At 67.5% G+C, this 21332-nt stretch carries 21 protein-coding genes; 19 read left to right on the top strand and 2 right to left on the bottom strand.

Features of this window, described 5'->3' with window-relative positions:
• The 5 genes from ACFTSA_RS14370 (at nt 1) to ACFTSA_RS14350 (ending at nt 5586) form a co-directional block, all read left to right on the top strand.
• The gene (locus tag ACFTSA_RS14370) at nt 1-1761 is read left to right on the top strand and encodes an FAD-dependent oxidoreductase (protein ID WP_377952109.1); all 1761 of its coding nucleotides are present in this window, start codon (nt 1-3) and stop codon (nt 1759-1761) included.
• Between the two features lie 20 nt (nt 1762-1781).
• Complete coding sequence (locus ACFTSA_RS14365) at nt 1782-2534, top strand: IclR family transcriptional regulator (protein ID WP_377952108.1); 753 nt, start codon at nt 1782-1784, stop codon at nt 2532-2534.
• A 161-nt stretch (nt 2535-2695) separates the two neighbouring features.
• Nucleotides 2696-3937: a cytochrome P450 gene (locus tag ACFTSA_RS14360; RefSeq protein WP_377952107.1), complete on the top strand. Its 1242-nt coding sequence runs from the start codon at nt 2696-2698 to the stop codon at nt 3935-3937.
• Nucleotides 3930-5252 (top strand): NAD(P)/FAD-dependent oxidoreductase, encoded by a 1323-nt coding sequence (locus ACFTSA_RS14355; protein WP_377952106.1) that lies wholly within the window; start codon nt 3930-3932, stop codon nt 5250-5252. The genes ACFTSA_RS14360 and ACFTSA_RS14355 overlap by 8 nt, the downstream gene beginning before the upstream one ends.
• A gap of 10 nt (nt 5253-5262) precedes the next feature.
• Entirely contained in the window at nt 5263-5586 is a 324-nt protein-coding gene (locus ACFTSA_RS14350; RefSeq protein ID WP_190602686.1) for a 2Fe-2S iron-sulfur cluster-binding protein, read from the top strand.
• Nucleotides 5587-5685: 99 nt separating this feature from the next.
• Here ACFTSA_RS14350 and ACFTSA_RS14345 read toward each other — a convergent pair whose 3' ends face one another.
• Nucleotides 5686-6375, bottom strand: a complete 690-nt coding sequence (locus tag ACFTSA_RS14345; protein ID WP_377952105.1) for an acVLRF1 family peptidyl-tRNA hydrolase — start codon at nt 6373-6375, stop codon at nt 5686-5688.
• 62 nt (nt 6376-6437) lie between these two features.
• Between ACFTSA_RS14345 and ACFTSA_RS14340 the strand changes: the two genes are divergently transcribed.
• The 14 genes from ACFTSA_RS14340 to nusB all read left to right on the top strand — a co-directional run bounded on the left by ACFTSA_RS14340 (nt 6438) and on the right by nusB (nt 19999).
• Nucleotides 6438-7952 (top strand): replication-associated recombination protein A, encoded by a 1515-nt coding sequence (locus ACFTSA_RS14340; protein ID WP_377952104.1) that lies wholly within the window; start codon nt 6438-6440, stop codon nt 7950-7952.
• A 168-nt stretch (nt 7953-8120) separates the two neighbouring features.
• Nucleotides 8121-8747, top strand: coding sequence for a 30S ribosomal protein S4 (rpsD, locus tag ACFTSA_RS14335; protein ID WP_377952103.1), 627 nt, complete (start codon nt 8121-8123; stop codon nt 8745-8747).
• Between the two features lie 145 nt (nt 8748-8892).
• A complete protein-coding gene (locus ACFTSA_RS14330; protein WP_307103150.1) occupies nt 8893-9267 on the top strand; it encodes a DUF948 domain-containing protein in 375 nt (124 codons plus the stop codon).
• 18 nt (nt 9268-9285) lie between these two features.
• Entirely contained in the window at nt 9286-9516 is a 231-nt protein-coding gene (locus ACFTSA_RS14325; protein WP_377952102.1) for a DUF6167 family protein, read from the top strand.
• A 106-nt stretch (nt 9517-9622) separates the two neighbouring features.
• The gene (gene alaS, locus ACFTSA_RS14320; protein ID WP_377952101.1) at nt 9623-12301 is read left to right on the top strand and encodes an alanine--tRNA ligase; all 2679 of its coding nucleotides are present in this window, start codon (nt 9623-9625) and stop codon (nt 12299-12301) included.
• A gap of 6 nt (nt 12302-12307) precedes the next feature.
• A complete protein-coding gene (ruvX, locus tag ACFTSA_RS14315; protein ID WP_377952100.1) occupies nt 12308-12907 on the top strand; it encodes a Holliday junction resolvase RuvX in 600 nt (199 codons plus the stop codon).
• Between the two features lie 38 nt (nt 12908-12945).
• Nucleotides 12946-14565 carry an endolytic transglycosylase MltG gene (mltG, locus tag ACFTSA_RS14310; protein WP_377952221.1) on the top strand — a complete coding sequence of 540 codons (1620 nt, stop codon included), beginning with the start codon at nt 12946-12948 and terminating at the stop codon, nt 14563-14565.
• Entirely contained in the window at nt 14562-15422 is an 861-nt protein-coding gene (locus ACFTSA_RS14305) for a shikimate dehydrogenase (protein ID WP_377952099.1), read from the top strand. Before mltG ends, ACFTSA_RS14305 begins: the two co-directional genes overlap by 4 nt.
• Before the next feature lie 26 nt (nt 15423-15448).
• Nucleotides 15449-16648: a chorismate synthase gene (gene aroC, locus ACFTSA_RS14300; RefSeq protein ID WP_377952098.1), complete on the top strand. Its 1200-nt coding sequence runs from the start codon at nt 15449-15451 to the stop codon at nt 16646-16648.
• The gene (locus ACFTSA_RS14295; RefSeq protein WP_377952097.1) at nt 16648-17289 is read left to right on the top strand and encodes a shikimate kinase; all 642 of its coding nucleotides are present in this window, start codon (nt 16648-16650) and stop codon (nt 17287-17289) included. Before aroC ends, ACFTSA_RS14295 begins: the two co-directional genes overlap by 1 nt.
• The gene (aroB, locus tag ACFTSA_RS14290; protein WP_306923870.1) at nt 17286-18374 is read left to right on the top strand and encodes a 3-dehydroquinate synthase; all 1089 of its coding nucleotides are present in this window, start codon (nt 17286-17288) and stop codon (nt 18372-18374) included. The genes ACFTSA_RS14295 and aroB overlap by 4 nt, the downstream gene beginning before the upstream one ends.
• Nucleotides 18374-18892: a tetratricopeptide repeat protein gene (locus ACFTSA_RS14285; RefSeq protein WP_377952096.1), complete on the top strand. Its 519-nt coding sequence runs from the start codon at nt 18374-18376 to the stop codon at nt 18890-18892. The genes aroB and ACFTSA_RS14285 overlap by 1 nt, the downstream gene beginning before the upstream one ends.
• A gap of 133 nt (nt 18893-19025) precedes the next feature.
• On the top strand, nt 19026-19589 hold the full coding sequence (efp, locus tag ACFTSA_RS14280) for an elongation factor P (protein WP_003800749.1): 564 nt from the start codon (nt 19026-19028) through the stop codon (nt 19587-19589).
• Complete coding sequence (gene nusB / locus ACFTSA_RS14275; RefSeq protein WP_377952095.1) at nt 19589-19999, top strand: transcription antitermination factor NusB; 411 nt, start codon at nt 19589-19591, stop codon at nt 19997-19999. The genes efp and nusB overlap by 1 nt, the downstream gene beginning before the upstream one ends.
• A 75-nt stretch (nt 20000-20074) precedes the next feature.
• Here nusB and ACFTSA_RS14270 read toward each other — a convergent pair whose 3' ends face one another.
• Entirely contained in the window at nt 20075-21319 is a 1245-nt protein-coding gene (locus ACFTSA_RS14270) for a PrsW family intramembrane metalloprotease (protein WP_377952094.1), read from the bottom strand.
• Nucleotides 21320-21332 lie beyond the last annotated feature (13 nt).

Raw genomic sequence — 21332 nt, 5'->3', positions numbered from 1 at the left:
ATGGCAGAAACCGCAAAGACGGCGGTCTGTGACGTCCTCGTCATCGGCTCGGGCGTGGCCGGGATGGCGGCTGCGTTGAAGGCGGCCTCGCAGGGATTGAGCGTGATCGTCGCCGAAAAGGAGCAGTACTTTGGCGGGACCACTGCCATTTCGGCGGGCTGGGCCTGGGTCCCCGGCAACAAGCAGGGCGTGGAGCAGGGCGATACGCGCGAGGATGCCGAGACCTACCTGAAGAACCTGGCGCCCGAGACCTTCAACGAGGCAGGGGTCCGGAACTTCCTGGACACGGTCCCCGAGGCCGTCTCCTTCTTCGAAAACGAAACCGACGTGAAATTCACCTACCCGGAGAAGGCCCCGGACTACCAGATGGACCTGCCCGGGGCGAAGCTGTCCGGCCGGGCCATCCTGCCGCAGGACGTGGACGCACGCGTGCTGGGGGACAAACGGCTCCTGATGCAGCCGTACATGAGTTCCTACACAGTCTTTGGCTACATGCCGCAGGTGGGGCCGGACATCAACGAGTTCTTCCACGTGAACCAGTCAGTCAAATCCTTTATCTACGTTGCCAAAAAGCTGCTGCGGACCTGGGCCGACGCCGCCCGCTACAAGCGTCCGGTCCTGCGCTCCAACGGCAATGCCCTGATGACCAGGATGGTCAAGAGCGCAGACGACCTGGGCGTCCGTTTGTGGAAGTCGGCACCCGCGCTGTCCCTCACCAGGGACGACGCCGGGACCGTCACCGGCGCGGTCATCGGCGGAGAGCGGGCCGTCACCGTCACCGCACGGGCCGGCGTCATCCTTGCTGCCGGCGGTTTTTCCGGAAACAGGGAACTGCGGCAGCGGTATTTTCCGCACGACGCCGGCGGCGACGACCACTTCACCCCCACGGTGGGCCACGGCGGGGACGCCGCCACGCTTGCGATGGGAGCGGGCGGCTACATCGACGATTCCGTGTTCAGCGTTGGCTCCTGGGCCCCGGTGACGGTGTTCAAATACCTCAGGGGCGGACAGCGGCTCTTTCCGCACCTGCGGGCCATCGGCCTGCCCGGGCTGATCGCCGTCGACCGCCACGGGAGGCGCTTCGGCAACGAGGCCCTGAGCTACCACGACTTCGGCGGAGCCATGATCGAGCACAACAAGGGCGAGGGCCGGACCTTCGGCTACGTGATCGGTGACGCGAAAACGATGCACAAATACGGCATCGGCTATGCCAAGCCATGGCCGTTGCCGCGCGGCTACTTCTACCGGACCGGCTACCTGGTTAGGGGGAACACCCTGGCCGAGCTGGCCGGAAAGCTCGGCATCGACGCCGCGGGACTGGAAGCCACCGTCGCCGGCTTTAACCCGGCGGCTGAGCGCGGCGAGGACCCGGCCTTCGGCCGCGGCTCCACCCAATACAACCACTTCCGGGGCGACCTCGAGCACAAGCCGAACCCGAACCTCGCGCCGGTGGGCAAGGGTCCGTACTTCGCGGCGAAGATCCAGATGGGCGATCTGGGCACGTTCGCCGGCCTCGGCGTCAACGAAAACTCCGAGGTGGTCACGGCTGAAGGGTCGGTGGTTCCCGGGCTCCTGGCCGTGGGCGCGGCCGCGGTGAGCGTCTTCGGTGGCGGGTACCCCGGCTACGGCTCCCACATCGGCCCGGCCTTGGTGTTCGGCTACCGTGCCGGACGCGACGTTGCCAGGCTTGCCGGCGAGCGCTGCATGGACCAGGCGGGGGGCCACGCCGGGTCGCAGCCAGCCACCGCGGTGCCCCGCTAGACGGCGGGCCGGAGACCGCCATGGCGAACTCCCCCTCTGGGGAATCTGTAATCAGCCGCGTGGTGCGGCTCATGGGCGCCTTCGACCGGGACGTGCCGGCCATGACGCTCTCCGGCCTCGCCCGCCGCGCAGGCCTCCCGCTGACCACAGCGCACCGGCTGGTGGATGACCTCGTCCTGCACGGCCTGATTGAGCGGCTGCCGGACGGGAACCTGTGTTCCGGGATGCGGATGTGGGAGCTTGCGGCCCGGGGCTCCCGTGCGCTGAACCTCCGCGAGCTGGCGCTGCCGTTCATGGAGGATGTCCAGGCAGCCGTTCACCAGCACACCACCTTGGCCGTTCTGGACCACGGGACCGTGCTGTACGTGGAGCGCCTTTCCTCGCCGCGCTCCAGCCTGGACGCAGCCCACATTGCACAGCGGATGCCCATCCACGCCGCTTCGTCCGGCCTGGTGCTGCTGGCGTTTTCGCCGCCGGCAGTCCAGTCCGGGGTGCTCTCAAAGCCCCTGAAGGCCATGACCCCCGAGACTATTACGGACCCTGCGCTCATCCGCAGGCACCTGGCCGAGATCAGGCAGCGCGGCTACGTAGCCCTGCCCGGCATAGGCGTCACCGAATGGACGGGCATCGCGGTGCCTGTCTTCGGGCCCGGGAACACGGTCGCCGCGGCGCTCAACGCGATCGTGCCGCGGCAGGACGCTGCGGTTCCGCTGATCGTCCCCGCCCTGCTGACCGCTGCGCACGGGATCTCCCGCGCGCTGAAATCCGCTTAGTTGTCCTGCCGGGCCGGCTGAATCCGTCCGGCCCAATGGCGCGGACTTTCGCACCCGATGAACGGAAGACCTGTGGGGGCGGGTGCGGCGGATCCCGCACTGTGGAGTGAGAGGCGGATCACACCCGATGACGCCGAAGCCAACCGGAAAGAAGGACGATGATGTCTGCTCTACAGACGGAAATCCTGCCCCCGTACTCGCATGAACTCGACTGGCCCGAGGGTATGGCGCCCTTCAAGGTGGTGGACGACGGGACCCAGGGCGATCCATACCGGCACTATCAGTGGATGCGCGAGAACGCGCCGGTGCTCCGTGCCCATTCACCGGTATCGGATGTCTGGTTCATCTCCCGGTACGACGACGTCCGCCGGGCCATGCGGGCACCGAAAGTCTTCTCCTCGCAGGTTGTGGACCCGGTTCCGCTGACCTTCCTGACGCTGTTCGACGCACCCAACCACACGAGGCTCCGCCAGGTGGTGGCGCAGGCCTTCATCCCCAAAGCCATTGCCCGCTTCGAGGACCGGGTGCGGGAGAACGCCGAAAAATATCTGGCACCGATGCTCGCCGGCGGCGGCGGGGACGCCGTGGACGACTACGCCATCCCGCTGAGCATGTCCACCATCAGCGCCCTGCTCGACGTTCCGGCGGAGTATTTCGAGAAGATGAAATTCTGGTCCGACGAGACCTTCAGCTACTTTGGCCGGCTGGCCCGCAACGCCCAGGGCACAGGCACCGACGAGCAAAGCACCTTCGAGTTCTTCGCCTATCTCAAAGACACCATGGAGCGCCTGTACCGCGAGGAGAGCGACTCCGTCGGCGGACACATCGCCCGGATGTGGAAGGAAGGCCTGCTCAGCGAGAAGGAAGCCAAGGAGCTCTGCGCCTTTGTGTTCGTCGCAGGCCACGACACCACCACCATCCTGCTGGCCAACGCATTCCGGATCTTCAGCGAGCAGCCAGGGCTGCTGGAGCGGATCCGCCGGAATCCGGATGACGCGAACCTCTTCGTCGAGGAACTGGCCCGCTACCGCGGCACCGTCCAGCGGGCCAGCCGGATCACCACGGAGGAGGTGGAGGTTGCCGGCGTGACGATCCCGGCCGGCGCGATTGTCCGGCTGCTGCCCGCCGCCGCCAACCGGGACAGCAGGAAGTACCCCGACGGCGAGCGCTTCGACATCGACCGCAACAACGACGGCCACCTCGGCTTCGGGCACGGCGTCCACAGCTGCCTCGGTGCGCCGCTTGCCCGGCTGGAGGTCCTGGTCACCGTGAAGCTGCTTGCCGAAAAGCTGGCGTCGCTCACGCTGGATCCGGACAAGCCCATTGAATACGTGCGCGGCAACAACCTGACGAACTCGGGCCCGGAGCACCTGCACGTAGTTCTGGAGGAAACCAATGCATAGCTGGGCAGGCACAGAAGGCTGGGCAGAGACAGAAGTCACCGCAGCGGCACAGGAGCCGGTGGTCATCGTCGGCTCGGGACACTCCGGCGTCGCCGTCGCCGCGGGCCTCCATGCCCGCGGCTGGGAAGGCGGAATTCTGCTGATCGACTCCGAAAGCGGGCTGCCCTATGAACGGCCGCCGCTCTCCAAGGAACTCCTGAAGGGCGGCGCCCCCGACGACCCAGCCGTGCTCCGCAAGGAGAAGTTCTATGCGGACAAGGGCATCGCCAGGTTGGCCGGGGTCGCCGCGGAGTCCATCGACAGGAACGGCCGGACCGTGCTGCTGTCCAACGGGACCCGGCAGGCCTACCACCGGCTCGTCATCGCCACGGGTTCGCGGGCCCGGCCGCTCACGGTGCCAGGTGCCGGCCTTCCGGGTGTGAGATCCCTGCGGACCCGGGACGACGCCCTCGAACTCAAAAGGCTGCTGGTGCCGGGAGCCCGCGTGGCCATCATCGGCGCCGGGTACATCGGACTGGAGGTGGCCGCAGCGGCGGCCGCGAAGGGCTGCGAAGTCACAGTGCTCGAATTCCAGGACCGTGTGATGAGCCGGGTAACATCAGCCCCGGTCTCGCGCCACTTCGAGCAGCTCCACGGGCGGCACGGGGTCCGGTTCGTCTTCGGCGCCGCGGTCACATCCATCGATGGCGGGGAGCGGGCCGAAAGCGTGACCGTGGCCGACGGCACGAACTTTCCTGCCGACGTCGTCCTCGCCGGCATCGGCGTCCTGCCCAACCAGGAGCTGGCTGCGGATGCCGGCCTTGAGTGCCGCGACGGCATCCTCGTGGACGGGGACGGCCGGACCTCCGATCCCGCCATCTACGCCAGCGGGGACGTCACGCGGTTCACCAGTCCCATCGACGGCGCCAGCCAGCGGCTCGAGTGCATCCAGAATGCGCTGGCGCAGGCAGACCGGGTGGCCGCGCACATCACGGGTCAACCGGCCGCCGAACCGGAAGTTCCGTGGTTCTGGACCGTCCAGCACGGTGTCCGGCTGCAGACCGCCGGCGTCCGCCATCCCGGGGACGACGTAATCGTCCGCGGCGAACCGGCCGGTGGCAAATTCTCCGTGGTCTACCTCCGCGACGGCCGCCTCGCCGCCGTCGACACCATCGCCAACCTGGCCGAGTTCCGCACGGCCAAGCGGCTTATAGCCCTGGGAACCCGGATTGACCCGGTGCTCGCCGCAGACTCCGCCATCCCCCTCGCCGAAGCCATCTCCGGCACCCCCAACCATGACCATGCAGCCGCTGACCTTGCGGCAGCCCGATCCTAAGGAAACCGGCATGAGCAACAACAAACTGACCGTCGTCGACCGCGAAGGCGCCACCCATGATCTTGAATGGGAGCCGGACCAGAGCATGATGGAGGCCCTGCGGGACAACGACCTGCCCGTGCTGGCGTCCTGTGGCGGCACCGCCTCCTGCGCCACCTGCCACGTGTTCCTGGAGCAGGAGGTCTTCGACACGCTCGAGGACCGCAGCGAGGACGAACTCGAGCTGCTCGTGGAGGCCGAGGGCTACCGGGAATGCGGCTCGCGGCTCTCCTGCCAGGTGGGCTTCAGCCGGGACCTGAACGGGGTCACCGTGACGCTGGCACCCGAGGAGTAGGCGGCTGCGCTCCATTTCGACGGTTCCGTGCCCGCACGACGTTGCGCAACGTCTAGCGGGCGGGGAACCGTCGAAACGGGCAGGGTCGCCGCAGCGCCGCTACTTCCCGGGCGGGTCCGTCACCGTGACCCGCACCGCACAGGCGTCCGAAGCGGCCTTCCTCAGGACGGCGGCGCGGGGATCGGGAACGTCGAGGTAGGCCAGGCGCGGCAGCCCTGCCCAGGGTTTCAGGGCAGGCAGTGCCAGGACTTCGTCGGCCAGGGCGCGGTCACCGCCCGGGAGGATGTATTCGAAGACCTGGCCGGAAAACACCAGCCGCGCCTGCTCCGCCACCGCCTCGGCCATCGCATCCGCCTGGTTGGCGCGGCGCCGGGCGAACCGCTGCTGCGACTGGCCGCCGGCCGCGGTGCGGGACTGCACATATTTGGAACCGGTCTTGGCGGCGCGGATGACCCCCTCACTGGCCACGGCCACGCCGTATCCTCCGCGGCGGACCAGGACCAGGCCCACCGTGCGGGGCTGGGACGCCAGGGACGCCAGCCGCTCCACGAGGCCTGCCCCGCGCCCCGGCCGGCCATCGTCGGGCCAAGGCGCCACAAGCAGGGCGGTGGCGCCGTCCGCGGCAGCCAGCCGTACGCCGTCGTCGTGGTCCTCATAATCAAGGACGCCGTGACTGGCAGCAAACCGCTCCACCCAGCCGGCCAGCCGCGCGCCGGGGACGAACGCGGTCCTGGTGGACGCCGCGCGTCCCTGCGCTGCATGTCCCTGTTCCGGACGGCTGCCTGGCATTGCCGGTTTCCCCGCTTTCGTGGCCGGATTTTTCCTGCTGAATCTAGAAGTAGCCTATCTATGTGGATGATCTCTTTGGCTCGGCGGCACAGGACAGCGACGACGGGAACGACGGCGACACCGACGACGCCGCTGATTCCGGCCAGTTTCGCTCAGCCCAGTCCCGTTCAACACAGTCGCGTTCTCCGCGCAGCCCGCTGGCTGTCCGGATGCGTCCGCGCACACTGGACGAGGTGGTGGGCCAGCAGCACCTGCTGGGCCAGGGGTCCCCGCTGCGGCAGCTGGCAGCCGGTGCCGATGCTGCCGGTCCGGCCGGCCCCAGTTCACTCATCCTCTGGGGTCCTCCAGGCACCGGGAAAACCACGCTGGCCCATGTGATCGCACGCGGGCCCGGGCGGAAGTTCGTGGAGCTCTCCGCCATCACCTCCGGGGTCAAGGATGTCCGCCGCGTCATGGATGACGCCCTGACCGCCCGCGACCTGTACAAGACCACCACGGTCCTGTTCCTCGACGAGATCCACCGCTTCAACAAGGCACAGCAGGACGCGCTGCTGCCCGGCGTCGAAAAGGGGTGGGTCGTCCTGGTGGCGGCAACCACGGAAAATCCGTCGTTCTCGGTGGTCTCGCCGCTGCTGTCCCGCTCGCTGCTCCTGACGCTCAAGCCGCTCACCGACGCGGACATCGAGGGCCTGCTGGTGCGGGCTGTCGAGGACCCGCGCGGGCTAAACGGCAACGTCCGGCTCCGCGACGAGGCGCTGGAACACCTCGTCCGGCTGTCCGGCGGGGACGCCCGCCGGGCGCTCACGGCGCTGGAGGCCGCTGCCGGCGTTGCGTTCGGTGACGCGGACGACGTCGAAAGTGCCGTTGCCGGGGACGGTGACACTGATGATGACGGTGACGATGATGCAGGCGGCACGGGAGGTGTCGGTGCAGGGGAGCCGGTCACCGTGGACCTGCGGCACACCGAGCGTGCCGTGGACGCCGCAGCCGTCCGCTACGACCGCGCCGGCGACCAGCACTACGACGTGGCCAGCGCATTCATCAAATCGATCCGGGGCTCCGACGTGGACGCGGCACTGCACTACCTCGCGCGGATGCTGGAGGCGGGGGAGGACCCGCGGTTCGTGGCCCGCCGGATCGTGATTTCGGCCGCGGAGGACGTGGGCATGGCGGATCCGACGGCACTGCAGACGGCGGTTGCCGCGGCACAGGCCGTGCAGCTCATCGGTATGCCTGAGGGCCGCATCGTCCTCGCCGAGGCAGTGGTCCACCTGGCCACGGCGCCCAAGTCCAACGCCGCCTACATGGGCATCAACAAGGCCATCGCGGACGTGCGGGCCGGGCTGGGCAACGGGATCCCCGCGCACCTGCGCGACTCCCACTACCCCGGGTCCAAGCAGCTCGGCCACGGCGTGGGCTACAAGTACGCCCACGATGCCCCGCACTCGGTGGCCGCCCAGCAGTACCCGCCGGACGACCTCGTGGGCCGCGACTACTACGAGCCCACCGCCAACGGCGCGGAGCGGGACATCGCCGTCCGGCTCGAACGGCTGCGGAAGATCGTCCGGGGCAAGTGACCTCCATGGTAGGATGGATGTTTGTCTGGCAAGGCACGGACGCACAATCCACCGAATTCCACTTCGACGGAGTGCCCTGCGCCCAGTAGCAAAAGGCAGCGGTTGGCCGATGCTCTCCATGATGGAGGCCAGTAACACTGACACACCGCAGATATTGGAAGGACACAAGTGGCTAACAACACTCGTGCTCGCCGTCAGGCCCGCCTCTCGCGGTCCCTCGGCATCGCTCTGACCCCCAAGGCCGCCAAGTACATGGAGCGCCGCCCGTACGGCCCCGGTGAGCATGGCCGTGCCCGCAAGAAGCAGGACTCCGACTACGCCGTACGTCTGCGCGAAAAGCAGCGTCTGCGCGCCCAGTACGGCATCCGCGAAGCCCAGATGACCCGTGCCTTCGAAGAAGCACGCCGCACCAAGGGCCTGACCGGTGAAAACCTCATCGAACTGCTCGAAATGCGCCTCGACGCCCTCGTGCTGCGTGCCGGCTTCGCCCGCACCATCGCACAGGCCCGCCAGCTGGTTGTGCACCGCCACATCCTGGTTGACGGCATCCGCGTTGACCGCCCGTCCTTCCGCGTCGGCGAGGGCCAGCTGGTCCACGTCCACAGCCGCAGCGAAACCATGCCTCCGTTCCAGGTTGCAGCAGCCGGCGCCCACCGCGACGTCCTGCCCGCCGTTCCGGCCTACCTGGACGTCAAGCTGGACGCCCTCCAGGCCCGCCTGGTCCGCCGTCCGAAGCGCGCCGAGGTCCCCGTGACCTGCGAAGAGCAGCTCGTCGTCGAATTCTACGCACGCTAAATTCCGGCAGCGTATACAAAGAAGCCCGTGGCAAGCGCCGCGGGCTTCTTTGTATGTAAGGTACTTGGGGGACATTTGCGGCTGCGGCACTTTGGCCGCCGCATGCCCGGTACAGTTCCACGGAGTTTCAAGGAGATGAACGTCTATGTCTGGTGGCGATATTGCCGGCCTGATCGCGGCCGGGGTATTTGCGCTCCTGGTCCTGTTGCTTGCTGTGCCCATCCTCAAGCTGGGGCGGGTGTTCGACGAGGTGCGGACTTCCATCCGCTCCATCAGTGACGGCGCCACCCCGCTCATGGACGAGGTCACCGCGACGGTCTCCACCACCAACCAGCAGCTGAAGAAGGTGGACGGCATCGCCTCCAACGTTTCCGATGCCTCGGCCAACATCTCCGCGCTGTCCTCCCTCGTGGCCGCGACCGTCGGTTCGCCGCTAATCAAGGTGGCTGCGTTCAGCTACGGCGTCCGTACCGCGTTCGCCACCCGCAAGAAGCCCGCCACCGGCCGCCGCAGCCGCTAAGCCCACCGGAGAACTGAAATGAAACGACTTGTCTGGATGGGAATCGGCGTGGCCATTGGTGTCATCGCGTTCCGCAAGGTCACCGAGGCGCAGTCGGCGCTTGGCCCCGAGGGCCTGAACCGGGCCGTGGGCCGGCTCGCCGACGGCGTGTACGACTTCGCCGACGCCGTCCGCGCCGGGATGCGCGAACGGGAAACGGACCTGCGCACCGCGCTCGGTGTCGAAGCCCAGGACGTCGTCCGCCGCTAAACGCGCGAGAATTAAAACCTGCAGCGCCCACCACCACCGGGACTGCCTCTGAATCAAACTGTCACGCGCCCGCATGCGTGAACCAAGAAGGGTAAGTAATCAGCTCATGAAGTCGCAGGAGATCACAAAGCGCTGGGTGGATTTTTTCGTCAGCAAAGGCCACACGGCGGTTCCCTCCGCATCGCTGGTCTCCAGCGACCCCTCCCTGCTGTTCACGGTTGCCGGCATGGTGCCGTTCATCCCGTACCTGACCGCGCGCGAGGAACCGCCCTACACCCGGGCCACCAGCGTCCAGAAGTGCATCCGCACCGGTGACATTGAGGAGGTGGGCAAGACCGCGCGCCACGGCACCTTCTTCCAGATGTGCGGCAACTTCTCCTTCGGGGACTACTTCAAGGAAGACGCCATCAAGTTCGCGTGGGAACTGCTCACCACGGGCGTTGCCGACGGCGGATACGGACTTCCGCCCGAACGGCTGTGGGTGACGGTCTACGAAGAGGACGACGAAGCCGAGGAACTCTGGCTCAAGAACACCGGAGTGCCTGCTGAGCGCATCCAGCGCATGGGCAAGTCGGACAACTACTGGTCCACCGGCCAGCCCGGCCCGGCCGGCCCCTGCTCGGAGATCTACTACGACCGCGGCCCGTCCTACGGTGCCGAGGGCGGCCCCATCGCCGACGAGAACCGCTACGTGGAGATCTGGAACCTCGTGTTCATGCAGTACCAGATCGACAACGTCCGCTCGAAGGTCGAGTTCGACATCATGGGTGAACTGCCCAAGAAGAACATCGACACCGGCCTGGGCATGGAACGCCTCGCCATGATCCTGCAGGACGTCGAGAACATGTACGAGACCGACCAGGTCCGTCCTGTCATCGACATGGCTGCCAAACTCTCGGGCAAGGAATACACCTCCGCCGAGACCGAGGACGATCCGCACCACACCGATGACGTCCGCATGCGCGTCGTCGCCGACCACATCCGCTCGGCGCTGATGCTCATCGCCGACGGTGTCACGCCCTCCAACGAAGGCCGCGGCTACGTGCTGCGCCGCCTCATCCGGCGCGCGGTCCGCTCCATGCGCCTGCTGGGCGTGGAACAGGCCTGCCTGCCGGACCTGCTGCCCGCCTCGCGGGACGCCATGAAGGGCGTGTACCCCATCGTGGACACGGACTTCGACCGCATCAGCCGGATCGCCTACGCCGAAGAAAAGGCGTTCCTGCGCACCATCGCGTCCGGCACGGCCCGCCTCGAGGACGCCGTCAACGAGTCCAAGGCGGCCGGCCGCCCGCTCTCCGGCGCCGACGCCTTCACGCTGCACGACACCTACGGCTTCCCGATCGACCTGACGCTCGAAATGGCCGAGGAAGCAGGGCTGAAGGTGGACGAGCCCGAGTTCCGCAAGCTCATGCTCGAGCAGCGCCAGCGCGCCCAGGCCGACGCCAAGGGCAAGAAGGGCGGCCACGCCGACCTCTCCGCCTTCCAGGAGCTGCTGGCCGAGGGCGTGACCGTCTTCACCGGCTACACCGACCTCGAGGGCGAATCCCGGGTCCGCGGCATCCTCAGCGGCGGCAGCAAGGTGGCCCAGGCCGCCACCGGCGACGAAATCGAACTCGTCCTCGCCGAGACCCCGTTCTACGCCGAGGCTGGCGGCCAGGCAGCCGACACCGGCCTGATCACCGGCGACGGCTTCGTCGTCGAGGTCCTGGACGTCCAGCGTCCGGTCAAGGGCCTGAGCGTCCACAAGGCCATCGTCCGCGAGGGTGAGATCGCCTCCGACGCGCTGGTCCGTGCCGCGGTGGACCGCGAGCGGCGCCACGCCGCCGAGCAGGCGCACACCGGAACGCACATCGTGCACGCGGCGCTGCACCAGATCCTCGGCCCGCAGGCCACCCAGCGCGGTTCGTTCAACAAAGCCGGCTACCTGCGCTTCGACTTCGCCTGGGGTGAAGGGCTGAGCGCCGCCACCAAGTCCGAGATCGAGGAAGTCTCCAACCTCGCCATCCGGAACAACTTCCACGTGGACACCAAGGTCATGGGCCTCGCCGAAGCCAAGGCCCTCGGCGCCATGGCGCTGTTCGGCGAGAACTACGGCAGCGAAGTCCGGGTTGTGGAGATCAACGGCGCGTGGTCCCGCGAGCTGTGCGGCGGCACCCACGTCTCCAACACCTCCCTCATCGGCAGCCTGTCCCTGCTCGGCGAGCAGTCCGTCGGGTCAGGGAACCGCCGTGTTGAGGCCTTCGTCGGCATGGACGCCTTCCGGCACCTGGCCGCCGAACGCGCCCTCGTGACCGAACTCACCGAAATGCTCAAGGTGCCCTCCGGCCAGCTGGCTGACCGGATCTCCGCGACCCTCACCAAGCTAAAGGCCACGGAAAAGGAACTTGAGCGGCTCCGGAAGGAACAGCTCGCGGCCGCAGCCGCCCAGCTTGCGGGAACCGCCGTGGACGCCGCCGGCGTCCGGGTCATCGCGCACGACGCCGGCCAGGTCAGCGGTGCTGACGACATCCGCGGCCTCGCCCTGGACCTGCGCAACCGGCTGGGTTCCGAGGCCTCCACGGTTGCCGTGGCCGGCGTCAGCAACGACCGCCCGGTCATCCTGGTGGCAACCAACGAAGCCGCCCGTGAAGCCGGAGTGAAGGCGGGTGCCCTGGTCCGGCTCGCCGCCGGAATCCTCGGCGGCGGCGGTGGCGGCAAGGACGACGTGGCCCAGGGCGGCGGCACCGACGCCTCCAAGGTCGGCGCCGCACTGACCGCCGTCGTTGATGCTGTGACCAGGCGCTAACCAACTGTGACTTCCTCCGCCGAGCCACGCGTCCACCCCCGGGGCATCAAACTGGGGGTGGACGTGGGGACCGTCCGCGTCGGCGTCGCAATTTGTGACCGGGATGAGATCCTCGCCACACCGCTGAAGACGCTGGACCGCAATGCCAAGAAGAATTCGGATGTCCGGGTTCTTGCTGCCCTGGCGGCAGACCGGGGAGCCGTGCAGATTTTTGTGGGCCTGCCACGGACCATGAAGGGCGAGGAACACGCCTCAGCCCGCATGGCCACGGAGTACGCCCAGCTGCTGGCTGACGAACTGGACCGCACAGGTTTGGACGTCCCGGTGCACCTGGTTGACGAACGGCTCAGCACCGTCACGGCCCACCGCAACCTTCACGAAGCTGGCATGAGCAGCAAAGATCACCGTAAAGTGGTGGATCAGGTTGCGGCTGCAGGAATACTGCAGCACGCCATCGATATGCAAAAAGCCAGGGGAACGGATGTGGGGAGCCGTGTGCGCGCGCTTCCCCGTACGGGGCTGCCCGGACACGCCGCCGCAGATACTGCCGAACGGCCTGATCCGGAAAAGGAAACACAATCTTCAGAGGATGGACAGCTACAGTGAGCCCGGTCAATAGCGACGACTCCTCCGGCGACTCCTTCATGGACGCCGGACGGCCCCTGACACGCAAGGAGATCCGCGCCCGTGAGAAGGCCATCACCGCCGAATCCGGCGATGCCGTGCCCGAGCAGGCCTACGAGTCCGGTGAAGAGGTGCACGTCGGGGTCGGCGCCGAGCAGCGGGCCGGGTCATCGGCCGCGGCTTCCGGTTCGGCGAGCCCCCGGACAGCGGCGATAGCCACGACTCCTGCCGCCGAGGTTCCTGATGCCCAGCCGCTTCCGGCCGCCGAGGTTCCCGACGCTCCGCCGGTGCCGCCAACCATCCACGACCCCGCCGAACATGCCGACGCAGGTGCTGCCGCGGACGCTGCGTACATGGATGCTGAGGCCCACGGCGTCCAGACTGAGGACGCGCCCCACTTTGCCGAGTTCGCACACGGCCACCACGAGGACATCCACCATGAAGACGTCCACCACTATGACGTCCACCATGACGCGGTAGCCCACGAGGCCTACGAGGGCCATGCGCACTACGAGCAGCAGGCCGTGGGGCACCAGCTCCTGGCCGGTGCCGAAAGCGCGGCCACGGTGGCACGGCCCTCCAAGAAAGTCCGCCGCCGGCGCCGCCTCGTGGCGCTCCTGCTGACCCTCGCGCTCTTCGTCACCGCCACCGTCGTCGGCGCCCAATTCCTGAAACCGCTGCTGGGGAACGACAAGCCCGCCGACTACCCCGGCCCCGGCACCGGCCAGGTCAAGGTATCCGTGGTTCCGGGCGAAGGCCCGGTATCCGTCGCTGCCAAGCTCGAGGACGCGAAGGTGGTGGCCAACTCCGAAACCTTCATCGCGGCCCTGACCGCGTCCGGCGGCACCCTGAATCCGGGGGAGTACGAGTTCAAGCAGGAAATGAAAAACTCCGACGCCGTCTCCGTGCTCCTCAACGAGGGACAGGCGAAGGTCATGTACTTCGCCCTCAGCGCGGGCCTGCGGATTGACGAATCGCTGCAGGCCATCTCCGAGGGATCCGGCCTTTCCCTGGCCCAGCTCAAGGCGCTCAGCGACTCGCCCAAGCAGTTCGGGCTCACGTCGAAGGCGAAGAACCTGGAAGGTTTCCTGGCCCCGGGGGAGTACCGCTTCCCGCTGGGATCCACCGCCAGGGAGATCCTCACCAAGCTGGTCAAGTCCACCCAGGACGAACTGAAGGCCCAGGGCGTCAGCGACCCCGCCAAGCAGTACGACGTCGTGACCGTCGCCAGCATCGTGCAGGCAGAGGGCGGCCAGGCCGAGTACAAGGACGTGGCAGGCGCCATCTACAACCGCCTGAAGCCCACCAACACGGAAACCAACGGGCTGATCCAGTCGGACGCCACCGTCACGTACGGCCTGGGCAAGAAGACCTTCCACATCGACGAGGCCGAAAAGGCCGACAAGTCCAACCCGTACAACACCTACGCCATCAAGGGCCTGCCCGCCGGGCCCATCGGATCGCCGGGCAAGACGGCCATCGACGCGGCGGCCAAACCGAACAACAACGATTACCTGTACTGGGTGACCATCAACCTCGACACCAAGGAAACGAAGTTCTCCAAGACGCTTGCCGAGCACAACGGCTACGTTGAGCAGTACAACGCCTGGTGCGAGGCCAACCCGGGCCGTTGCGTATGAGCCTGCGGGCAGCCGTCCTGGGGCACCCCATCGGCCACTCGAAGTCTCCGGCGCTCCATCTCGCCGCCTACGCGCGGCTCGGAGCGGACATCGGCTACAGCGCCATCGATGTGACCGAGGAGTCGCTGCCGGCGTTCATGGACTCCGTCCGCGCCGAGCCCGGCTGGCGCGGGCTGTCCGTCACCATGCCGCTCAAGAAGGCCATGGTCAGCGAGGTGGACGAGGTCCGCGGCGTGGCCCGGGTCCTGGGCGTCATCAACACCGTGGTGTTCGAGGGGGCGGGAGCGTCCCTACGGCGCGTCGGCTACAACACCGACGTCGCGGGAATCGTCAACGCCCTCCGCAACGCCGGCGCAGCCGACGGCCCCTCCGCCGTCATACTCGGCGGCGGCGGAACGGCGGCCGCTGCAGTGGCAGCCCTGCAGGAGCTTGGCGCCGTGTCCGTGGACCTGTACGTCCGGAACACCGCCCGGGCTGAAGAAGCCAGGGCCGCCGCCGGCGGCCTCGGCATGGACATCACCGTCCATTCCCTCGACGGTGCCGTCGAGGCGATGGCCGGAGCCGGCGTCGTAATCTCCACTCTGCCGCCGCGGGCGGCCGACGGGATGGCCGCGGAGCTGGAAGCGCTGGGAGGGCGCACCGACGGCGTCCTGCTGGACGTTGCCTACGACCCCTGGCCCAGCAAAATCGCCGCCGCCTGGCACGCCGGCGGCGGAACGGTGGTCCCCGGCCTGGAGATGCTGCTCTACCAGGCAGTGGAGCAGGTCCGCCATTTCACGGGCCTGGCAGAGGCCGGAAGTGCCGACGTCATAGATGTGATGTGCGACGCAGTCGGGGCACCCCGGCGGGTGTCCTGACCGCCAGACATGGCAGGATGGTTTTTATGTTGCGTTGGTTGACCGCCGGTGAATCCCATGGCCCGGCACTGGTCGGAATTATTGAAGGCGTCCCCGCAGGTGTTGAACTCACCAGCGGGCAGATCGCCGATGCCCTTGCCCGCCGGCGGCTCGGCTACGGCCGCGGGGCGCGGATGAAGTTTGAGCAGGACGTCGTCACGATCCTCGGCGGTGTCCGCCACGGCATCACCCAGGGCGGCCCCGTCGCCATCCAGGTGGGGAACACCGAATGGCCCAAGTGGGAACAGATCATGTCCGCCGATCCGGTGGACCCCGAGGAACTCGAAGGCCAGGCCCGCAACGCGCCGCTGACCCGGCCGCGCCCCGGACACGCCGACTTCACCGGCATGCAGAAGTACGGTTTCGACGAGGCCCGCCCCGTGCTGGAACGCGCCAGCGCCCGGGAAACCGCCACGCGTGTTGCCATGGGCACCGTTGCTGCCCAGTTCCTCAAGCACCTCGGCATCGAGCTCGTCAGCCACACCGTCTCCATCGCCAGCGTCACCGTCCCCGAGGGCCGGCCGCTGCCGTTGCCGGACAACGTGATTGCGCTCGACGCCGACCCCCTGCGCTGCTTCGACCGCGAAACATCCGACGCCATGGTTGCGGAGGTGGACGCCGCCCATAAGGAGGGCGAGACCCTGGGCGGCGTGGTGGAGGTGCTCGCTTACGGCCTGCCCCCGGGACTCGGCAGCTACGTCCACTGGGACCGCCGCCTGGACTCCCGCCTGGCCGCCGCCCTCATGGGCATCCAGGCCATCAAGGGAGTCGAGGTGGGCGACGGTTTCCTCACCGCCGCACGCCGCGGTTCAGCCGCCCACGACGAGATCGTCAAGGACTCCGACGGCCGGATCATCCGCACGTCCAACCGCGCCGGCGGCATCGAAGGGGGCATGAGCATCGGCGACGTCCTGCGCGTCCGTGCCGCCATGAAGCCCATCGCCACCGTGCCGCGGGCCCTGAAGACCATCGACATCAGCACCGGCGAGGCCGCCAAGGCCCACCACCAGCGCTCTGACGTCTGTGCGGTCCCGGCCGCCGGCGTGGTGGCCGAGGCCATGGTTGCACTGGTCCTGGCCGAGGCCGTGACCGAAAAGTTCGGCGGCGACTCCGTGGCCGAGACCGCCCGCAACATCAAGGGCTATCTCGAGAGCATTCCGGCGTCGCTGGATACGATCGGACTCTAGTGTCCCGGAGCAATACACCCTTCGCCGCAGGGGACCGGCCCATTGTGCTCATTGGGCCCATGGCGGTCGGCAAGTCCGCGATCGGGCAGCAGCTTGCGCAACAGCTGGATGCCCCGTTCGTGGACACCGACGCGGTCATCGTGGAGGGCCACGGTTCCATCGCGGACATCTTCGCCAACCGCGGCGAGCGGGCCTTCCGGGAGATCGAGGCCCGGACGGTTGCCCGCATCATTGAGGCCGCGGCCGGCACCGCGACCGTAGTTTCCCTGGGCGGCGGCTCGGTCCTGGACTCGGGCACGCAGCAGCTGCTGGAACGGTGCACCGTGGTCTACCTGGAGTGCGACGCCGACACCGTCGCCGCCCGGATCGCCAAAAACTCCGGCCGGCCGCTGCTGGCCGGTGACGGCATCCGGCGCTGGAAGGCGCTGTTTGCCACCCGGAAACCGGTCTATGAACGCCTGGCGGACATCGTGCTGGATGTCCGGCAGGGAACCGTGCCGCAGCTGGGCCTGAAGCTGGAAGCGGCACTGTGCGACTTCGCCGCCGCGAAGCAGCACGAAACCACCACCCGCGAGATCAACAAAACCGCGACGACGGCAGCCAACGGAAGTGCTGCCGCGAAACAGGAAGTTGAAAAGTGAGCGAATCAACTGTCATCAAGGTCACCGGCCAGTCGGCCGGGGACAACTACGACGTCGTAGTTGGCCGCGGCCTGCTCGGCACGCTGCCGGGACTGCTGGGGGAGCGCGTCCGCCGCGTCCTCGTCATTCATCCGCGGGCGCTCCGACTCACCGGCGACACCGTCCGGGACGAACTGGCCGCTGCCGGCTTCACCGCCGTCACCGCCGAGATCCCCGACGCCGAGGAGGGCAAGCACATCCAGGTTGCCGCGTTCTGCTGGCAGGTCCTGGGCCAGAACGATTTCACCCGCTCCGATGCCGTGGTCTCCGTCGGCGGCGGCGCCGTCACCGACCTCGCCGGCTTCGTGGCAGCCACCTGGCTGCGCGGGGTCAAGGTCATCCACATGCCCACCAGCCTCCTCGGCATGGTCGATGCCGCCGTGGGCGGCAAGACCGGGATCAACACGGCCGAAGGGAAGAACCTGGTTGGTTCCTTCCACCCGCCCGCTGCCGTCCTCGCCGACCTGGACACGCTGAAGACCCTGCCGCGGAACGAGATTATCTCCGGCATGGCGGAGGTCATCAAGTGCGGCTTCATCGCCGATCCCGCCATCCTGGACCTCGTGGAGAAGGATCCCGACGCCGTGACGGACCCCGGCTCCGACGTTCTCCGCGAGCTGATCGAACGCGCCATCGCCGTCAAGGCCCGCGTCGTCTCGGAGGACCTCAAGGAATCCGGTCTCCGCGAAATCCTGAACTACGGCCACACGCTGGGCCACGCGATCGAACTCGTGGAGCGCTACTCGTGGCGGCACGGCGCCGCCGTCTCGGTGGGCATGATGTTTGCTGCCGAGCTGTCCCGCAGCGTTGGCCGGCTCAGCGACGCCGACGCCGACCGGCACCGCAGCATCCTCGAATCCCTCGGGCTGCCCGTCACCTACCGGCGCGACCGCTGGCAGGGGCTGCTGGACGGCATGCGCCGCGACAAGAAGTCCCGCGGCGACCTGCTCCGTTTCGTGGTCCTGGACGGGATCGCCAAGCCGGGCATCCTGGATGTGCCGGACACCTCCCTGCTTTTCGCCGCCTACCAGGAAATTGCTTCCTAATGCGCGAGGACCAGGGCGTCACCATCGAATGGCCCGACGGCGGGTTCCCGGGAATCCGGATCAATCCGGACACCCTGTTGTCTGAGATTGTCAGCGAAGAGACCTGCGCAGCCGCGCTGCAAGCGTCCACCGATCCGGCCGACCAGGTCCTGGTTCTGCTCGTCGAGGGTCGCGCTTCAGACGCTGCCGAACTGCTGGCAGAAGCCCGGTACAAGGACCCCGAGTCGTTCACACTACGAGCCTATGAAGCGGACGTCCTGCGCGTCTCCCACCGCTACGACCGCGCGGTCGAGCTCTTCCGGCAGCTCCTATCCGAGGCGCACGGCACGGCCAATGAGGCCCTCGCCTACCAGTACCTGGGCCGGGCGTACTTTTCCGCAGGGAACATCGGCGCGGCGGTGGAATCCTTCGCACGGGCGCTGGACCTCCGGGTGGCGCAGTCCGCCGACGCTGCGCTGATCTACTCCTCAACGGTGGCGCTGCAGCGGGCGCGGGACGTGTTCGAACTGGCGTCCTGAAAAGTGGGGCCCGGCTTTTCCGCTAGAATAGTTTCTGGATTTTTGATAAACACACGCTGGCGCGCCGTTCGGCATGCCCGCTTGGCATAACAGCTGGCAGCCAGAAGCAGTCAGACACAACCAGAGGAAACCAGTGGCAACCACAAACGACATCAAGAACGGAACCGTCCTGAAGCTCGAGGGCCAGCTCTGGAACGTGATCGAGTTCCAGCACGTCAAGCCGGGCAAGGGCGGCGCTTTCGTGCGCACCAAGATGCGCAACGTCATGTCCGGCAAGGTCGTCGACAAGACCTTCAACGCCGGCCTCAAGATCGAGACCGCCACCGTGGACCGCCGGGACTACCAGTACCTGTACCAGGACGGCGCCGACTTTGTCTTCATGGACACCTCGGACTACGACCAGATCACTGTGTCCGGCGCCACCGTGGGCGATGCCACCAACTTCATGCTGGAAAACCAGATGGTCAACATCGCCATCCACGAAGGCACCCCGCTGTACATCGAGCTGCCGCCGAGCGTTGTCCTCGAAATCACCTACACCGAGCCGGGCCTGCAGGGCGACCGCTCCTCCGCCGGCACCAAGCCCGCCACCCTGGAAACGGGCTACGAGATCCAGGTGCCCCTGTTCGTTGAGAACAACACCAAGGTCAAGGTCGACACCCGCGACGGCAGCTACCTGGGCCGGGTCAACGACTAGTGAGCGCCCGCGGTAAAGCCCGCAACAGGGCTCTCGAGGTCCTCTTCGAAGCCGAGCAGCGCTCTGTCTCGGCGTTCGACGTGCTGCGTGCGCGCCGCGAGAGGACCGACCAGATCGTCAATCCGTACACCCTCGAGATCGTCGAAGGCGTCGTGTCGATGCAGCCCACCATCGACGAGTTCCTGGAAACCTACTCACAGGGCTGGACCCTGGAGCGCATGCCGTCCGTGGACCGGATCATCCTGCGGATCGGCACCTGGGAACTGCTGTACAACGACGACGTTCCCGACGGTGTTGCCGTCAGCGAAGCTGTCGCTCTGGCCAAGACGCTCTCCACCGACGAGTCGCCGTCGTTCATCAACGGCCTCCTGGGGCGCCTTCAGCAGCTGAAACCGTCCCTGCTCGCCTGAGCTGGGTTATCCGCAGAAAGTCCCTGCCGGTTTGCCGGCAGGGACTTTCTGCGTTTTTACTGCTGAACGCTGCATTTACTGCTGGACAGCCGCCCGTAGCGCGGTCAGGTGGCGCAATTGCTGCGCCTCGTCCTGCTGGTGTGATGGCACATCCCTGCCGCTGAGGATCCGCTGCCGGGTAAAGGCCAACCGCGTCGCCGCCTTGACGAACTCCTTCATCTCCTCGCCCCGGTTGTACGACGCCGCCCAGCGGACGGCCTGCCGCCGGCCGCCCGGGGTGGACAGGAGATCCACCTCGGCGGGAGCGAACCATCCGGCGGCGGCGTACTCCTGGAGCCGCTGCCGGGTGAGGCGCCTTTCCGCGACCCGCAGCACCACGATGCAGGCCACGGCGAGCAGGAAAATCGGGATCTGCACGAGGACGTACTGGGCCAGGAAGTCCTGGCCCATGCTGTTCCACCTGTTGTGCAGGATCATCGCGGGGACCAGACCCACGAAGAACGCGAGCACCGAGATTCCGGAGTGCCCGCGCCGCGCCGCCAGGCCCATGACCAGGCCGGTGGTCCCGGTGAAAATGGCATGCGCGAACGGCGACATCACCCCGCGCAGGAAGAAGATCTGGACAAGGTCGCTGGCGGGTGTGCCGGACTCCGCGATCGCCCGGCCGAAGTAGAGGATGTTCTCGGTGAAGGCGAAGCCGCCGGCGATGGTGAACGCAAACACCACGCCGTCCACGGGGCCGTCAAAGTTCCGGCGGGCGAACAAAACAAGCAGCAGCAGGCCAAGGGACTTCGCGAACTCCTCCACCACGGGTGCCTGCACGGTGGTCATGAAATCGCGGAAGGACGCCTCGTCGGTGACCGGAGCCGCCAGGGCGAAGACCGGCTGGATAAGCAGGGTTACCGCGATGGAGACGGCCGCGCCCCACGTGAAGGCAAAAACCAGCAGGCGCTTCGGCTCCGGTTCCCAGCGGTCAATGACGGCCACGGCGGTCAACACCGCCGCCAGCGGGATCAGGGACGCAACAAAACCGATAACGAAGCCGGTGACGCCGGTGCTGGCCAGGAGGAACGGCACCACCAGGAACAGGCTCACGAAGGCCAGTATCCCGCCGCCGACGACGAGCCCCAGGGTCCCTGCCCCCGGGCGGGCGGCCACAGTGGACGCGGCCTCCGGGATGACCTGGTCCACGGCGCCGCCGCTGTGCCCGGGGGCCGGCCTGTAGTTCTGCGGCTGGACGTGCCCCATCCAACTGGGATTCGCGGGCTGCCCGGGGAACTCAGGTCCGGGGAACTGCCTCTGCTGCGGGTTCATCGACATAGACACGAGCCTA

Origin of the sequence: Arthrobacter sp. NPDC057013 (assembly GCF_042674585.1) — a bacterium.
Classification (GTDB): Bacteria; Actinomycetota; Actinomycetes; order Actinomycetales; family Micrococcaceae; genus Arthrobacter.
The sequence above is the reverse complement of the archived record's forward strand: the minus strand, read 5'-3'. Positions and strand labels throughout refer to the sequence as shown.